We start from the raw sequence: 15,055 nt of genomic DNA, 5'->3' as shown, positions 1-15,055 counted from the left end.
ACCGGGCGCTCCCTCACTTTTGGCGCGTTCCGGGGCGACGCTCCCGCAGCTTTGGCGGGTTTCAAGCCGACGCCCCCTCACGTTCCGCAGTCCGACCGCGGGACGTGAGGGGGCGTCTGGTCGCTCGAACCCACGTGACGGCAGGTGCTTCCGACGGCGGACCAAGTACGGGTTCTGTCCAAACACGCGTGCACGCCACTCCTGCCGTCAAAGGGTTATGTCCGTATTCTGCGCTTATTCGGGCAATTGGACTGCGTGGGGGAGTGTTTGACGTGGAGATCACAAGGAGGACCCTGTTTGAGGCCAGCGCTGCGGCGGGCGTCGGTGTGTTTCTGGCGCCGGCCATCACCTCGACAGCCGCTGCGGCCGTTCTGCCGGGTGTCACGCCCTTCACCGAGCAACTGCCAACGCTGGCGCAACTGGGCGTCATCGATGCCACGGGCGGTGGCAGCGCAACCATCGAGATGGTCAACGCAACCCATCAATTCCACAGTGCGATGACCGCGACACCGACGTTTGCCTACCGGGGCGGTACCGTCTCGCAGAACTACCTCGGCTCCGTCATCGTGGCGAAGCAGGGTGTTCCCTTCGACCTGACAATGGTAAATAGTCTCGGCGCACACCCGCTGGCTTCCGCCATCGACTACGAACTGGCCGGCGCCGTCGCGGCCGACGCCACCGGACCACGGGCCTCCGTCCACCTGCACGGCGGGAACACCAGCCCGGGAAACGACGGCGACCCAACCGACACGTTCGCGGCTGGCGCGTCCAAGACCTACCGCTACGAGAACTCGCAGGAGGCTTCCGGTCTCTGGTATCACGATCATGCCCTGGGGATCACCCGGCTAAACGTGTACGCGGGACTTGCCGGCGGCTATCTGGTTCGCAACGGTGACGATCCCGGCGATGGCACCACCGGCCTGCCCCCGGCCCCGTTCGAGGAGCCACTGATCATCCAGGACCGCATGTTCAACGGCGACGGCACCTTCCTCTACCCGCCGAACGAGAATCCCGGGACAGCCAGCCGGCCGTGGGCACCCGAATTCTTTGGCGACGTGGCAACGGTCAACGGCAAGGCGTGGCCGAACCTCGACGTCGCCCGGGGCAAGTACCGGTTCCGCGTCTACAACGGGTCGAATGCCCGTTTCTACAATCTCAAGCTCAAGTCGGCCGGTCAGGCCAACACGTTCTTCCAGATCGGCTCGGATGGTGGCCTGCTCAACGCTCCCGTTCCCCTGAGAACGCTGTTGCTCGGCCCCGGTGAACGGGCCGACATCGTGATCGACTTCGCCGGGCTGACACCGGGCGCCAAGGTCGTTCTCACTAACGACGCCCGTGTGCCGTTCCCCGGGGGTGCGCGCGCAGTCAGGCGAGGCGGTTCGCCCCTGCCTCAGATCATGCAGTTCTCGGTGACAAGTGCACCCGGGTGGACAGAACCGCTGCCTGCAACGCTGCGGGCCGTGCCCATCACGCCGCTGGCCGCCGCGGCCCGGCCGGTGGCAGCCGTCCGAACCATGACGATGGTCGAAAACCTCAACACGTTGGGTTCCCCGCTCATGGCTTTGCTGAACAACAGGACCTTTGAGGCCCCGGGCGCGGCCACAACCGTCGGCACAAACGCCCTGGAACAGTGGGACCTGGTCAACACCACCGTGGACGCTCACCCGATCCACCTGCACTTCACCCAGTTCCAGGTGCTCAATAGGCAGAAGTTCGACTCTGCGGGCTACCTGGCCGCCAATTACGGGCCGCAGCCGTTGGCGCCCGACGGCGGCTCCTTCCCGCCACCAGCCGTTGCCGCGTTCCTGCGAGGGGTTCCGCAGGTGCCGCCCGCCAACGAACGGGGGTGGAAGGACGCCGTCATCGCCATGCCGGGGGAGGTCACCCGAATCGTTGTACCCTTCGGCGCGAACGCGGGCGGCTCCGTGACCGCTTTCCAGACCTCGTTCACCGGGCCCTACGTGTGGCACTGCCATATCCTCGAGCACGAGGACAACGACATGATGGCGCGCTACGTCATCGCCTAGACACCACGCCTGCCCGTACTTCACACGAAGCAACGCGGGGTCAGATCCGGCCCATGTTGGGGCCCCGGACCGGCGATATCTGACCCCGCGTTGCTTCTTGGGCGCGGTGCTCCTTCATGTTTCGCTGTTCGGGGGCCGGACGTGAGGGAGCGTCCGCTGTGGGGTATGACCGCACAAGTCCCCCGGACTTGACTGATACCCCCTAGGGGTATAGTTTCGGGATTACCGGAAAGAGTCGTCACGGCCGCCGTCCCAGGGCAGGCCCGAACGCGCTGAAGGTCTTCCTCCGCGGTTCAGCGGAGCGCCATCTCGAGTGACCTGACGCTTCCGGACTCCACGGAAAACCCGCCATCCGTGTTGAGGAGACCCGCGTTATCATGACCGAGCATGCACACCACCACCACGGGGCCACAACGGCCGAGCAGGTCAAGGACCCCGTCTGCGGGATGACCGTCGACCCGCAAACCACCGAACACCACACCGAACACCAGGGACGGCAGTACTACTTCTGTTCGGCCGGGTGCCTGGGCAAGTTCGTGGCGGATCCGGGCTCGTATCTGCCCGGCGCAGGTGAGTCAGACGCCGTCGCACCCGCCGTCGTCGCGCCGGCGGAGGACGCCGGGCTCGAGTACACCTGCCCGATGCACCCTGAAATCCGGCAGGCTGGCCCCGGTTCCTGCCCGATCTGCGGGATGGCCCTGGAGCCGGTGGTCGTCACTGCCGGCAGCGGACCCAACCCCGAACTGGCCTACATGAGCCGGCGGTTCTGGATCGGCCTGGCCCTGACCATCCCGGTCCTCATCCTGGAGATGGGCGGGCACCTCTTCCCGGCGCTGCACCACGTTGTGCCGCCGTGGCTCTCCGCCTGGATCCAGTTCTTCCTGGCCACCCCCGTCGTCCTGTGGGCCGGCTGGCCCTTCTTCGTCCGCGGCTGGGCCTCGTTCCGGACCATGCAGCTGAACATGTTCACGCTGATCGCGATCGGCACCGGCGTCGCCTGGCTCTACAGCGTGGCCGCCATCTTCGTGCCCTCAGCCTTTCCCGACGCATTCCGGGGCATGGGCGGCAGCGTCGATGTCTACTTCGAGGCCGCCGCGGTCATTGTGGTCCTGGTCCTGCTCGGTCAGGTGCTCGAGCTGCGCGCCCGGGAGCAGACCTCCGGCGCCATCAAGGCGCTGCTGGACCTGACGCCCAAGACCGCGCGGCGGATCGGGACCGACGACGTCGAGCAGGAAGTCCCGCTCGGCCAGCTGCAGGTCGGCGACCGGGTCCGCGTCCGGCCCGGGGAGAAGGTCCCGGTCGACGGCGAGGTCGTGGACGGGCGCTCCACGCTCGATGAATCCCTCGTCACCGGCGAATCGATGCCCGTGACCAAACACGCCGGGGACCACGTCGTCGGCGGCACGCTGAACCAGACCGGGGCGCTGGTGATCAGCGCCCAGAAGCTGGGCAGCGACTCCATGCTGGCCCGCATCGTGGCCATGGTCGCCGCCGCCCAGCGGTCCCGGGCCCCGATCCAGGGACTGGCCGACAAGGTCGCGTCCTGGTTCGTTCCCATCGTCGTCCTCATCGCCGTGGCTTCCTTCATCATCTGGGCAGTGGTCGGACCCGAACCCCGGATGGCCCACGGCCTGATCGTGGCCGTGTCCGTGCTGATCATCGCCTGCCCGTGTGCCCTCGGCCTGGCCACACCGATGTCGATCATGGTCGGCGTCGGGCGCGGTGCGGGACTGGGCGTGCTGATCAAGAACGCCGAAGCCCTCGAACGGATGGAAAAGGTCGACACGCTCGTCGTCGACAAGACCGGAACCCTGACGGAGGGACGTCCCTCCGTCACCGGGATCGTCACGGCCGACGGCTTCGCGGAACAGGACGTGCTGCGCCTGACCGCCGCCGTCGAGCAGGCCTCCGAGCACCCCCTCGGCGTGGCCATCATCGAAGCCGCCCAGCGCGCCGGGATCACGATTCCCCCGGTCGAGGGCTTCGAGTCGCCGCTGGGCAAGGGTGTCTCCGGAACAGTTGAGGGACGGCGCGTGCTGCTGGGTAGTGCGAAGTTCCTGGCCTCCGAAGGCGTGCGGACCGATGCCCTCGACGCGCGTGCCGAAGAGCTGCGGGCCGACGGTGCGACCGCCATCTTCGCGGCCATCGACGGACTGCCGGCCGCTGTGCTCGCCATCGCGGACCCGATCAAGGAAAGCACACCCGCCGCGCTGGCAGCCCTGCGGCAGGAAGGCGTCCGCGTCGTCATGCTCACCGGCGACAACCGCACCACCGCCGAAGCGGTCGCCCGGCGGCTGGGGATCACCGAGGTCGAGGCGGAGGTGCTGCCCGATCACAAGAGCGCCGTCGTGGAGCGGCTGCGCGCCGAAGGCCGGATTGTGGCCATGGCCGGCGACGGCGTCAACGACGCCCCCGCCCTGGCCGCGGCCGACGTCGGCATCGCCATGGGTTCCGGGACTGATGTGGCGATCGAAAGCGCTGGGATCACGCTGCTGAAGGGGGACCTGACCGGAATCGTGAGGGCCAGGAAGCTCTCAGAAGCCACCATGGCCAACATCCGGCAGAACCTCGTGTTCGCGTTCATCTACAACGCGGCCGGGATCCCGCTCGCCGCAGGCATTCTCTACCCCGCCTTCGGCCTGCTGCTCTCGCCCATTGTCGCCGCCGCCGCGATGGCGCTGTCCTCCGTCAGTGTGATCAGCAACGCGCTGCGCCTGCGGGCCACGAAGATCTGACCGCACGGGCCGCGGGGCTCCCTGCCCCGCGGCTGGGACGATGTGGGGGCATTGCCGTTCGACGGCGGGACGTGCGGGAGCGTTTGCTCTTTAGCGGCCAGATCTGCGGGAGCGTTGGCTGTTTGACCGCCAGACGTGCGGGAGCGTTGGCCGATCCGCCACCAGAGCTGAGGGAGCGTCGGGGGAGGAGCGGAACTGATAATTTGAACAGTGTGAATAATCCGGCCGAAATGGTTGTCCCCAGAGTCCAGGCAGCAATTGCCAGCGCGTTCGGCGAAGAGTACCGCGGGACCGACCCCGTGGTCCGGCCCTCGCAGTTTGCGGACATCCAGATCAACGCCGCCATGGCACTGGCCAAGAAGGTCGGCATGGCACCGCGCGACGCCGCCGCCAGGATCGTCGAAGACCTTGACCTGGACGGGATCTGCACCGCGGTCGAGATCTCCGGACCCGGCTTCATCAACCTCACCTTCGACGGGACCTGGATCGAAGAGCTGCTCAACGCCGAGGCTCCCGGCACCCCGGCCGTGCCGGAAGCGGAAGCCCAGCGCGTCGTCGTCGACTATTCCTCCCCGAACGTCGCGAAGGAAATGCACGTCGGCCACCTGCGCACCACGGTGGTGGGCGACAGCCTCGTGAAGGTCTTCGAGGCCCTCGGCGACACCGTGATCCGGCAGAACCACATCGGCGACTGGGGCACCCCGTTCGGCATGCTGATCGAGCACTGGCTGGAGATCGGCGAGGACTCCCCGGAAGCGGCGCTGCTGGTCGATGACCCCAGCGCCTTCTACCAGGCCGCCCGCGCCAAGTTCGACGCCTCCGCCACGGATGAGGACGGCTTCGCGTCCCGCGCCCGCCTCCGCGTGGTGGCGCTGCAGGGCGGCGACGAGGAAACCTTCGCCGTCTGGCAGCGGCTCGTGGCCCAGTCCAAGCGCTACTTCAACGCCATCTACTCCATGCTCGGCATCAGCCTGACCGACGACCACATCGCCGGCGAAAGCTCCTACGACGCGCATCTTGCACAGCTGTGCCAGGAGCTCGAGGAGGGCGGCATCGCCCGGATCAGCGACGGCGCCCTGTGCACCTTCCCGGCCGGCTTCACCGGCCGCGACGGCCTGCCCATGCCGCTGATCATCCGCAAGTCCGACGGCGGCTACGGCTACGGCACCACCGACCTCGCCACCATCCGGTACCGGGTGCGCGAGCTGGAGGCCAACCGCGTCCTGTACGTCGTGGGCGCGCCGCAGAACATGCACCTGCGCATGGTCATGGCCACGGCCCGCGAAGCCGGCTGGCTGCCGGACACGGTGGAGGCCGTGCACGTGCAGATCGGCAACGTGCTGGGGGAGGACGGGAAGATCCTAAAGTCCCGCTCCGGCGCCCCGGTCAAGCTGATGGCGCTGCTCGAGGAGGCCGTGGACCGCGCCCGCGCCGTCATCGACGCCAGCCGGCCCGAGCTCACCGATGACGAGCGCGCGGTGACCGCCCGGCAGGTGGGCATCGGTGCGGTCAAGTACGCCGACCTCTCCGTGGGGCACGACACCGAATACGTCTTCGACTTCGACCGGATGCTGGCCCTGAGCGGCAACACCGGACCCTACGTGCAGTACGCCGCCGCCCGGATCCGCTCAATCCTGCGCAAGGCCGGCGTGCTGGAGCGCCACACCGCGATTGAGGTTGCCGGGAGCGAGGCCGCGGGGGCCGCCTTCGCGGGCGACGCCGGAACTCCCGCCGCGGGCACTGACGCCGCCGGAACCTCCGCTGCGGTTACCGCAGCCGGGACCGACAGCGACGGCGGCACGCCGGCGACGCGGATCGCCGTCGTCGAACCCGCCGAACGCGCCCTGGCCCTGCACCTGCTCGAGTACGGCGCCACGCTGCACAAGGTGCGCGAGGTGCTGGAGCCGCACCGGCTGTGCACCTACCTGTTCGAACTCGCCCAGCTCTTCACGTCCTTCTACGACCAGTGCCCCGTGCTGAAGTCCGAGGATTCGGTCAGGGAGTCGCGGCTGGCCCTGTGCGCGCTGGTCCTGCGCCGGCTGTCCGAGGGGCTGGACCTGCTCGGCATCGAGACGCCGGAGAGCATGTGAGCTCCCCGCGAGGCACGGCCGCCGACGGCTCCGACGCTGACCGCCCCGGCGCGGAAGACCTCCCCCCGCAGGCCCCGGGCTCTGATGCCGCGGACCCGGCCGCCCCGGGCTCTGATGCCGCGGACGGCGGGGAGCTGACCGCGCTCGATGCCGCGCGGATCGCCGTCGCCGCACTGCTGCTGGAAGGGGTCCGCTACGTGGTGGTGGCGCCCGGCTCGCGCTCCGCCCCGATGGCCTACGCCCTGGCCGAGGCCGACGCCATGGGCCGGGTCGAGCTGCTGGTCCGGGTCGATGAGCGCGACGCCGGCTTCACCGCCCTGGGCCTGGCCCTGGTCACGGGCGCGCCCGCGGCCGTCCTCACCACCTCCGGGACCGCCGTCGGCAATCTCCTGCCGGCCGTGATGGAGGCCAACCACGCCGCCGTCCCGCTGGTGGTGATCTCGGCCGACCGTCCCGTGGAACTCCGGGGGACCGGCGCCAACCAGACCACCATGCAGCTGGACCTGTTCGGCGAGCACGTCCGGTTCGCCGCCGATGTGCCCGCCGGCAGCGACCCGCGGCGCGCCGTCGAAACCGCGCTCAGCGCCGCCACCGGAGCCTTCGAGGACACCCCGCCCGGGCCCGTGCAGCTCAACCTGGCCTTCCGCGACCCGCTCGTTCCCGCCCCCGGCGACCGGCTCCCGCCCGAGTCCGGCCGCCGGGTGTACCGCGCGCCCCGCGGCCCGCTGGCCCTCGATTTCCCGCCGGCCTCCGAGAGCCTGCCGGAACGGCGCACCGTGGTGCTGGCCGGGCACGACGCCGGACCGGTCGCCGAGGCCTTCGCCCGCGCCCACGGCCTGCCGCTGCTTGCCGAGCCGTCCTCCAACGCGCGGTTCGGGCCCAACGCGGTGGGAGCGTACCGGATTGTCCTCGACGCGTTCGGCCCGGAGTCCGCGCAGCCGATCGAACGTGTGGTGCTCTTCGGCCGGCCCACCCTCTCCCGGCCCGTGAGCGCCCTGCTGGCCCGCGCCGACGTCCCCTCCGCCCTCTACCAGCCGGTTCCCGTGGCCTGGTACGAGCCGGGCCGCCGCACCGAACTCCCGCTCGACAACCTGGCCGACCTCGCCGACTTCGCGGGCCGCGGCTCCACGGCCTGGCTGGATGCCTGGCTGCTGGCCGGCGCCGCCGCGCAGCACGCCGTCGACCTGGCCCTGGCCGCTGTCCCCGCCGCCACCGGCCCGGCCGTGGGCGCCCTCGTCTGGGAGCACTCGCGCGGACAGCTGGTGCTCGGTTCCTCCAACGGGATCCGCGACGTCGACCTGGCCGGTGCGCCCGCCGCGGAGCCGGGCGCCACGATTTTCGCCAACCGCGGCCTCTCCGGAATCGACGGGACCCTTGCCACGGCCACCGGCATTGCCCTGGGCGGCCGGCAGGAAACCACGGTACTGCTGGGCGACGTCACCTTCCTGCACGACGCCGGCGGCCTGCTGCTCGGCGCCGGGGAAGCGGAGCCCACCCTGCGGATCGTGGTCCTCAACGACGCCGGCGGGGCCATCTTCGGGCTGCTGGAACACGGCGCCGTCGACGCCGCGGGCCGCTACGGAACCGCCGTCGAACGCCTCTTCGGCACCCCGCACAACGTGAACCTTGCGTCCCTCGCGGCGGCCTACGGCGTCGCGCACCGCTCGGTCAGCACGACGGCGGAGCTCGCCGCTGCCCTGGCGGAGCCGTGGGAGGGCCGCAGCATCATCGAGGTGCACACGGACCGCCGCGGGTTGCGGGAACTGCACGCACGCATCCGGGCCGCAGTCGGCGCCGCGGTGGCCGGGGTGCTCGCCGCGGAGTAGGCCCTTTGGCGTTTCCGCTGCGGTTTCGGACGAGGGCGGCGCGGATCCGGGGCGCGCCTGTCCGAAACCGGCGCGGATGCCCTGCCAGGGTTTTCCACATCCGGGTCCGGGGCTGTTGTTGTGACTCCGCGGCCCGGGCCAGTATCGGTGCATGGACCTGCCCGCCCTGATTCTCAGCAGCGACCTGGCGCGTCTCGGCCGCGACTCTCGTGTGCTTTCCCGGCAAGCCGAAGCCGGGGAACTCAGACGCCTCCGCCAGGGTGTGTATGTCCGGGCCCAGGCGTGGGATGCCCTGCCGCCCTGGGAGCGGTACCCGCTGCTGATCCATGCCGCGGCATCCACCCTCCGGAGCCGGACCGTTTTCTGCCGCCAGTCAGCCGCGGCCCTTTCGGATATCCCTGTGCTCGGAACGCGGCACCCTGTTCACGCGTGCACTTCCGACGCCGGCGGGGGCCGCTCAAGGGCGGGGGTGCGGCGGCATTTCGTCGATCCGCAATCCCTCCAGATTGAGGAACGCCAGGGCTTGCTGGTCACGGCCCGGGGCCGGACGGTGCTGGACCTGGCCGCATTCGGATCCTTTGAGCAGGCCGTGACAGCCGTCGACCATGTATTGCGGCCCGCACGGAATGGGCCGTCGGCGCTGAACGTTGAGTTGCTTGAAGCTGGCATCACCGGCATTTACACGGCCGCCGCAGCCCGCAGGATCGTCACCGCCCTGATGTTCGGCGACCCGGCGTCGGGCTCTCCGGGGGAGTCGGTGAGCCGGGCGATGATGCACCGGCTTGGATTCAAGGCGCCCGTGCTCCAGCACGAGATTCGGGATGCCCGGGGACTCGTCGGCTTCACGGACTTTGAGTGGCCGGAGGATGGCCTGTCCGGCGAATTCGACGGTCTGGTGAAATACGGGGAAGCGGCCTATCTGAAGGGGCGGACGCCCTCCGATGTGGTGATCGAGGAGAAGAGCCGTGAGGATCGGATCCGGGCCACCGGGCGACGGGTGATCCGGTGGACCTGGTCGGAACTCGCGAGCCTGGAGAGATTCGCGACTTTCCTCGATGCGAAAGGCGTCCCGCGGCGGCAACCAGGAATCCGCTACGGAAACGGACAGCCGCCACGCGGATCCGCGTAGCGGCTGTCTGAAACCGGCGCGGAAATCGGGATGCTCGCCGCGGCGTACGGCTGGCCGTGCGCGGAGTGCCTCAGCGGCCGAAGAATCGGCCCCAGCCAAGGGCATCGCTCAGGGTCCGGTCGTTGAAGCCGGGGTGAGCACGGCGCAGCTGGGCCGTGTCCGCCTCCGAGTTCTACGGGCCCTATCCCATGCGGACGCCTTCCTCGATCAGAGCGTCGGCGAGGTCGACCGCCTCGGCGATCTGCTCCCGCGAGAACAGGCCCCCCAGGGCTCCGCCGAGCCTGATCCGGCCGAGACCGTACTCCCCGACGTGTCCACGACCTGGCCGTCGTGCCCCGGCCCGTCAACGGCCCGCTGCCCCTCTGGCTGGCAACCGGCGGCAGTGCCCCGTCCTCGGTCCGCGCCGGCAAGCTCGGCCTGCCCGTCTCCTACGGCATAATCGGCGGGGCGCCCGCGAGGTTCGGCGCGCTGGCTGACCTCTACCGGGCCTCCGCCGAACAGGCCGGACACGCCGGAGGGAACATCAACGTCTCTGTGGCGGCCCTCGGACTCATCGCCCCGACCAAGAAGGAAGCGCTGGAACGGTTCTACCCCGGCTGGTACAACCTGAACCTCGAACTGGGCAAACTCCGCGGCTGGCCGGCACCGGACAAGCGGCAGTTCCTGGCCCAGGCCGATTTCCCCGGCGCGTACTACATCGGAGACCCGGACGACATCGCCGGGCGCATCGTGGACCTGCACGGGCACATGGGACACATGCGGCACTTCCTCCAGATGGACATCGGCGGCCTGCCGCAGGAGCACTTCCTTGAGTCCCTCACCCTGCTGGCCACCGAGGTCAAACCGCGCGTTGAACGGCTCCTGAAGAACCAGTAGCGCCGGGGCCACCGGGAATCCGCTACGGAAACGGACAGCCGCTACGTGGATCCACGCAGCGGCTGTCTGAAATCGGCGCGGAAATCGCGGGCCGGCGCGAGGAGTGAGCTACTCCGTGATGTCGATGTGGGTCGGGTCGAGCACGCGGCGGAGGAATTCCTTGGTGCGGGCGTGGACGGGGGCGCTGATGACCCGTTCGGCCACGCCTTCCTCCACGACAACTCCGCCGTCCATGAACACGACCCGGTCGGCGACCTCGCGGGCGAAGCCCATTTCGTGGGTCACCACCAGCATGGTCATGCCTTCGCGGGCCAGGTTGCGCATGACGGAGAGGACGTCGCCCACGGTTTCGGGGTCCAGGGCCGAGGTGGGCTCATCGAAGAGCATCAGCTCGGGGTCCATGCTCAGCGCGCGGGCAATGGCCACCCGCTGCTGCTGCCCGCCGGAGAGCTGGTCCGGGAAACGGTCGGCGAGGTGTCCCAGGCCGACACGCTCGAGGTTCTTCATGGCCGCGGCAGAGGCATCGGTCTGGCTGCGCTTGAGCACCTTGGTCTGCGCAATGGTGCAGTTCTGCAGCGCGCTCAGGTGCGGGAAGAGGTTGAACTGCTGGAAGACCATGCCGACCTTGCGGCGCATCTTGTCGATGTCCACATCCGGGTCGGTGGATTCGAAACCGCCCACGTGGATGGTGCCCTCGTTCGGCTGCTCAAGCAGGTTCACGCAGCGCAGCAGGGTGGACTTGCCCGAGCCCGAGGGCCCGATCAGGCACACCACCTCGCCGGGGGCAACCTCAAGGTCGATCCCCTTGAGGACTTCGTTGGAGCCGTAGGACTTCCGCAGGTCCTTGATGGAGACCCCGGCGGCGTGGACGGCTCCGCTACGGCCGTGGGCGTTCTGTTCGACGTCGTTCATGACTGTCCTGCCTATCGCTTCGTCCGCGCGGAGCGGCTTTCGAACTTCCGGGCCAAGAGGCTCAGCGGGATGGTGATCACCAGGTAGAACGCGCCGGCGACCAGAAGCGGGGTCAGGCCCGCGCCCAGGCTGGAGATACCGTCGCGGCCGAACTTCGTGAGTTCGTACTGTGAGGCGGTCAGGCCCAGCACGTAGATCAGCGAGGAGTCCTTGGTCAGCAGGATGACCTCGTTGGTCAGCGGCGGCAGGACGATCCGGAAGGCCTGGGGGATGACGATGGATACCATAGCCCGCCACTGCGGCATGCCGAGCGAACGGGCGGCTTCCAACTGGCCCTTCGGCACCGCCTGCAGGCCGGCGCGCAGGGTTTCGGCGATGTACGCCGCTGCCACCATGCCGAGCGAGACCATCACCACCACGGTCACGTTCCAGGAAACGCCGAAGGCCAGCGGCACGCCGTAGCCGAAGGCGATGAACACCAGCAGGGCCGGGATGCCGCGGAAGAACTCGATGTAGCCGGTGGCGATCCAGCGGTACAGCGGGAACGAGGAGAGCTTCATCAGGGCCAGCAGCAGGCCGCCGGAGAGGCCCACGATGAAGCCCAGGGCGGTGTAGATCAGGGTGTTCTTCAGGCCCACCAGGAAGATGTCCGGGAACATCGGGCCGATTTTGGCGAAGTTGAAGACGCTGGTGCTGATGGTCTTCCAGTCCGTGGCCACAATCAGGGCGGCCACGGCCACCACAAAGATTCCGGCCTGGACGTACAGGCTGACTCTGGCTCGTTGACGTGCGGTCATTGCCATGGTGCTCTCACATTCGTTTTGCGCAGTTGAGGCCCCGTACGGACTGTCGTCCAGCGGTACGGGGCCTCAACTGTGTCGGTCTCAGGCCGGGGCGTTACTTGGTGGCTTCGCCGAACCAGGTGGTCTCGAACTTCTTCAAGGAGCCGTCATCGGTCAGGCGCTTGAGCGTGCCGTTGACCTGGGTGGCCATTGCCGTGTTGCCCTTTTTGATGGAGATGCCGAGCTTCTCGCCGGTGGTGTAGTCCTCCACGCGCTTGAACTTGGGATCGTCCTTGATGGCGTAGCCGAGCACGGACTGGTTGCCCAGGGCGGCGTCGATGGTGCCGGCCTGCAGGGCCTGGACCAGGAGTCCGGAATCCTCGAACTGCTGGGCGTCGAGGCCGTTCTCGGCGGCGTACTTGGCGCCGGTGGTGGCCTGCTGGACGCCGACCTTCTTGCCCTTGGCACCCTCGAGGTCCTTGATTCCGGAAGCCTCGCTGGCCACCAGGGTCAGGTCATCGTCCATGTACGGGCTGGAGAAGTCCATGACCGACTTGCGGGTGTCCGTGATGGAGACGGAGGAGATGGAGATGTCGCACTGGGTCAGGGCGGTACCGGTCTCGATGGCCTCGAAGGAGCTGTCCACGACGCTGAGTTCGGCCTTCAGGTCCTTGGCCACCTCGGCGGCGATGTCCATGTCGAAGCCGACGATCTTGCCGTCCTTCTGGAATTCGAACGGCTCGTAGGGCACGTCCGAGCAGACGGTCAGCTTGCCGGCGTTGATGAGCTGCACGCCGCCTTCTGAGGAGGCCGCGGGGGTGGAGCTGCCGCCGCAGGCCGTGAGCGTGAGGGCGCCGACGGCGAGGAGGGCGGCTGCCTTGGCGGCCACCTTTGCCGTGGTGAGGGACTTGAGCTGCATGGTTTCTTACCTCTTGTTGCGGGAGAAGACGTGACTTAGTCGGCTTATAGTGTAGCGCCGAATAGGAGATGTGCATCACAGAAAACTAAGTTTCACCATTGGATAACTATTGACGACCCTAGCGCAAGCCCCGTCCCGGACCCGTGTCTCCTATTCCGGACTCTAGCTGCTGATGCCCAGGGACTCCAGCATGGGCCGGAACTTCGCCCACGTCTCGGCGAGCTCGGCTTCCGGCACGGAGCCCTCGACGACGCCGCAGCCCGCGTAGAGCCGCACGGTCTGCGGGGACTCGATGACGGCGCCGCGCAGCGCGATGCCCCATTCCCCGTTGCCCGCCGCATCCAGCCAGCCGACCGGTCCGGCGTAGGGCCCGCGGTCCAGGTGCTCCAGCCTGCGGATCAGCGCGCCCGCGACGGTGGTCGGCGTGCCGCAGACCGCCGCCGTCGGATGCAGGGCATTGATCAGGGCCAGGCTGGTGGGGACATGTCCCTCCACCTCGGCCAGTTCCGCCTTCACGTCCGAGGCGAGGTGCCAGACGTTGGGCAGTTCGAGGATGAAGGGTTCGCTGTGCGCGTTCATCGCCTCCGAGAACGGCGCCAGCTGGGTGGTCAGCGACTGGATCGCGATCTCGTGTTCGTGCCGCTGCTTTTCGGATCCGGCCAGCACGCGCTCGGCGAACTCCAGCGGCGATCCGGCCATGCCGTCGGCGTCGCGGCGGTCCAGGGTGCCGGCCAGGACGCGGGCCTGCGCGGTGCGGCCCTCCACCTGGATCAGCATTTCGGGCGTGGCGCCGACGAGCCCGTCGACGCCGTAGGTCCAGCATTCGCGGTAGCGGACGGCGAGCTGGCGGAGGATCTCGGCGGCGTTCACTCCGGCCGGGACGGTGGCGACGATGTCGCGGGCCAGCACGAGCTTCTCGAGCGCCCCGGTGCGGATCTCCGCCACACCCGCGGCGACGGCGGCCATCCAGTCTTCCTCGCTCAGCGAGCCGGTGTGCAGCGTCGCCCCGGCAGCCAGCGGCATGGGACGCACGACGGCGCCCCGGGCCTTCGTGGCTACGGTGGCGGGAGTGCCGTTCCCGGCGGCGCCGGCGGCCGACGTTGGGCCCTCCGCCAGGGGGCCGGCCGCGAAGGTTCCGTTCCCGGCGGCGCCGGCCGCAGTTGTGCCGGCAGCGAAGGTGCCGTTTCCGTCCGCCGCGGGGTCGGCGCCCGCCGCGCCGTTGCCGCTCCCGCCGGCAAGCCAGCGGTCCAGTGCCGCGCGGGCACCCGCCTCGGTGAGCTCGCCGTCGTCGAACGTCAGTTGGGTGAGCCAGGCCTTGCCGTCACGGAGCCCCACGACGATTTCGGGCACGATCAGTCGCGACTCGTGCGCGGAGGCTTTGGAGAAGGCGAAGGACCCGAAGGCGACGGGGCCGGTGCCGGGGCAGTCCACGGCGTCCTCGATCTCGGCCTCGAGGACCAGGTGGCGCCACCAGATGTCCGCTTCGAGGAAACGGTCGGGCCCGGTGGCGGTGAACCGGGCCACCTCGCCGAAGCCGACCAGGCCGGCTTCGCGGCGGGTCCAGCAGAGGAGGTCGTCACGGACCAGAAACGACGGCAGCCCCCCGGGGAAAGATTCAGCATCGAGGGGGACTGTCAGGGTACGGAACGCGCTCGTCATAGTGAGACAACACTACTCCCGCCCCGCCGGAGGCCCTGCTCTGGCCCTGCCGGGGTCCGGCTCAGGCCCTGCCCAGGGTGCGGCTGGGCGTGTTGGGCCC

The 15,055-nt window shown here is 69.0% G+C and carries 10 protein-coding genes; 6 read left to right on the top strand and 4 right to left on the bottom strand.

Annotated features, from left to right (window positions below; translation table 11 throughout):
• The first annotated feature begins 272 nt into the window (after positions 1–272).
• The 6 genes from ASPU41_RS01705 to ASPU41_RS01680 all read left to right on the top strand — a co-directional run bounded on the left by ASPU41_RS01705 (position 273) and on the right by ASPU41_RS01680 (position 10,683).
• The gene (locus tag ASPU41_RS01705) at positions 273–2,027 is read left to right on the top strand and encodes a multicopper oxidase family protein (protein ID WP_069952405.1); all 1,755 of its coding nucleotides are present in this window, start codon (positions 273–275) and stop codon (positions 2,025–2,027) included.
• Positions 2,028–2,404: 377 nt separating this feature from the next.
• The gene (locus ASPU41_RS01700; RefSeq protein ID WP_069949442.1) at positions 2,405–4,762 is read left to right on the top strand and encodes a heavy metal translocating P-type ATPase; all 2,358 of its coding nucleotides are present in this window, start codon (positions 2,405–2,407) and stop codon (positions 4,760–4,762) included.
• 230 nt (positions 4,763–4,992) lie between these two features.
• A complete protein-coding gene (gene argS, locus ASPU41_RS01695; RefSeq protein WP_069952404.1) occupies positions 4,993–6,852 on the top strand; it encodes an arginine--tRNA ligase in 1,860 nt (619 codons plus the stop codon).
• Between the two features lie 134 nt (positions 6,853–6,986).
• Positions 6,987–8,678, top strand: a complete 1,692-nt coding sequence (gene menD / locus ASPU41_RS01690) for a 2-succinyl-5-enolpyruvyl-6-hydroxy-3-cyclohexene-1-carboxylic-acid synthase (protein ID WP_069952403.1) — start codon at positions 6,987–6,989, stop codon at positions 8,676–8,678.
• Between the two features lie 151 nt (positions 8,679–8,829).
• On the top strand, positions 8,830–9,807 hold the full coding sequence (locus ASPU41_RS01685) for a type IV toxin-antitoxin system AbiEi family antitoxin domain-containing protein (protein ID WP_069949441.1): 978 nt from the start codon (positions 8,830–8,832) through the stop codon (positions 9,805–9,807).
• 321 nt (positions 9,808–10,128) lie between these two features.
• Positions 10,129–10,683, top strand: a complete 555-nt coding sequence (locus tag ASPU41_RS01680; protein WP_083266299.1) for an LLM class flavin-dependent oxidoreductase — start codon at positions 10,129–10,131, stop codon at positions 10,681–10,683.
• Positions 10,684–10,791: 108 nt separating this feature from the next.
• On the opposite strand, the gene ASPU41_RS01675 is transcribed toward ASPU41_RS01680, so the two are convergent.
• From ASPU41_RS01675 to ASPU41_RS01660, 4 genes are all read right to left on the bottom strand, one after another.
• Positions 10,792–11,595, bottom strand: a complete 804-nt coding sequence (locus ASPU41_RS01675; protein ID WP_069949440.1) for an amino acid ABC transporter ATP-binding protein — start codon at positions 11,593–11,595, stop codon at positions 10,792–10,794.
• An 11-nt stretch (positions 11,596–11,606) separates the two neighbouring features.
• Positions 11,607–12,398: an amino acid ABC transporter permease gene (locus ASPU41_RS01670; protein WP_069949439.1), complete on the bottom strand. Its 792-nt coding sequence runs from the start codon at positions 12,396–12,398 to the stop codon at positions 11,607–11,609.
• A gap of 94 nt (positions 12,399–12,492) precedes the next feature.
• A complete protein-coding gene (locus ASPU41_RS01665) occupies positions 12,493–13,296 on the bottom strand; it encodes an ABC transporter substrate-binding protein (RefSeq protein WP_069949438.1) in 804 nt (267 codons plus the stop codon).
• Between the two features lie 162 nt (positions 13,297–13,458).
• Positions 13,459–14,955 (bottom strand): isochorismate synthase, encoded by a 1,497-nt coding sequence (locus ASPU41_RS01660; RefSeq protein ID WP_069949437.1) that lies wholly within the window; start codon positions 14,953–14,955, stop codon positions 13,459–13,461.
• Between the last annotated feature and the right edge of the window lie 100 nt (positions 14,956–15,055).

This window comes from Arthrobacter sp. U41 (assembly GCF_001750145.1).
Taxonomy (GTDB): Bacteria; Actinomycetota; Actinomycetes; order Actinomycetales; family Micrococcaceae; genus Arthrobacter.
This window is presented reverse-complemented; position numbering and strand designations above follow the sequence as displayed.

What these genes read in the sequence shown, in the direction of transcription:
- ASPU41_RS01685 (WP_069949441.1), top strand. Translation starts at nt 8,830, where the DNA reads ATGGACCTGCCCGCCCTGATTCTCAGCAGCGACCTGGCGCGTCTCGGC.
- ASPU41_RS01675 (WP_069949440.1), bottom strand. Translation starts at nt 11,595, where the DNA reads ATGAACGACGTCGAACAGAACGCCCACGGCCGTAGCGGAGCCGTCCAC.
- ASPU41_RS01670 (WP_069949439.1), bottom strand. Translation starts at nt 12,398, where the DNA reads ATGGCAATGACCGCACGTCAACGAGCCAGAGTCAGCCTGTACGTCCAG.
- argS (WP_069952404.1), top strand. Translation starts at nt 4,993, where the DNA reads ATGGTTGTCCCCAGAGTCCAGGCAGCAATTGCCAGCGCGTTCGGCGAA.
- ASPU41_RS01665 (WP_069949438.1), bottom strand. Translation starts at nt 13,296, where the DNA reads ATGCAGCTCAAGTCCCTCACCACGGCAAAGGTGGCCGCCAAGGCAGCC.
- ASPU41_RS01700 (WP_069949442.1), top strand. Translation starts at nt 2,405, where the DNA reads ATGACCGAGCATGCACACCACCACCACGGGGCCACAACGGCCGAGCAG.
- ASPU41_RS01660 (WP_069949437.1), bottom strand. Translation starts at nt 14,955, where the DNA reads ATGACGAGCGCGTTCCGTACCCTGACAGTCCCCCTCGATGCTGAATCT.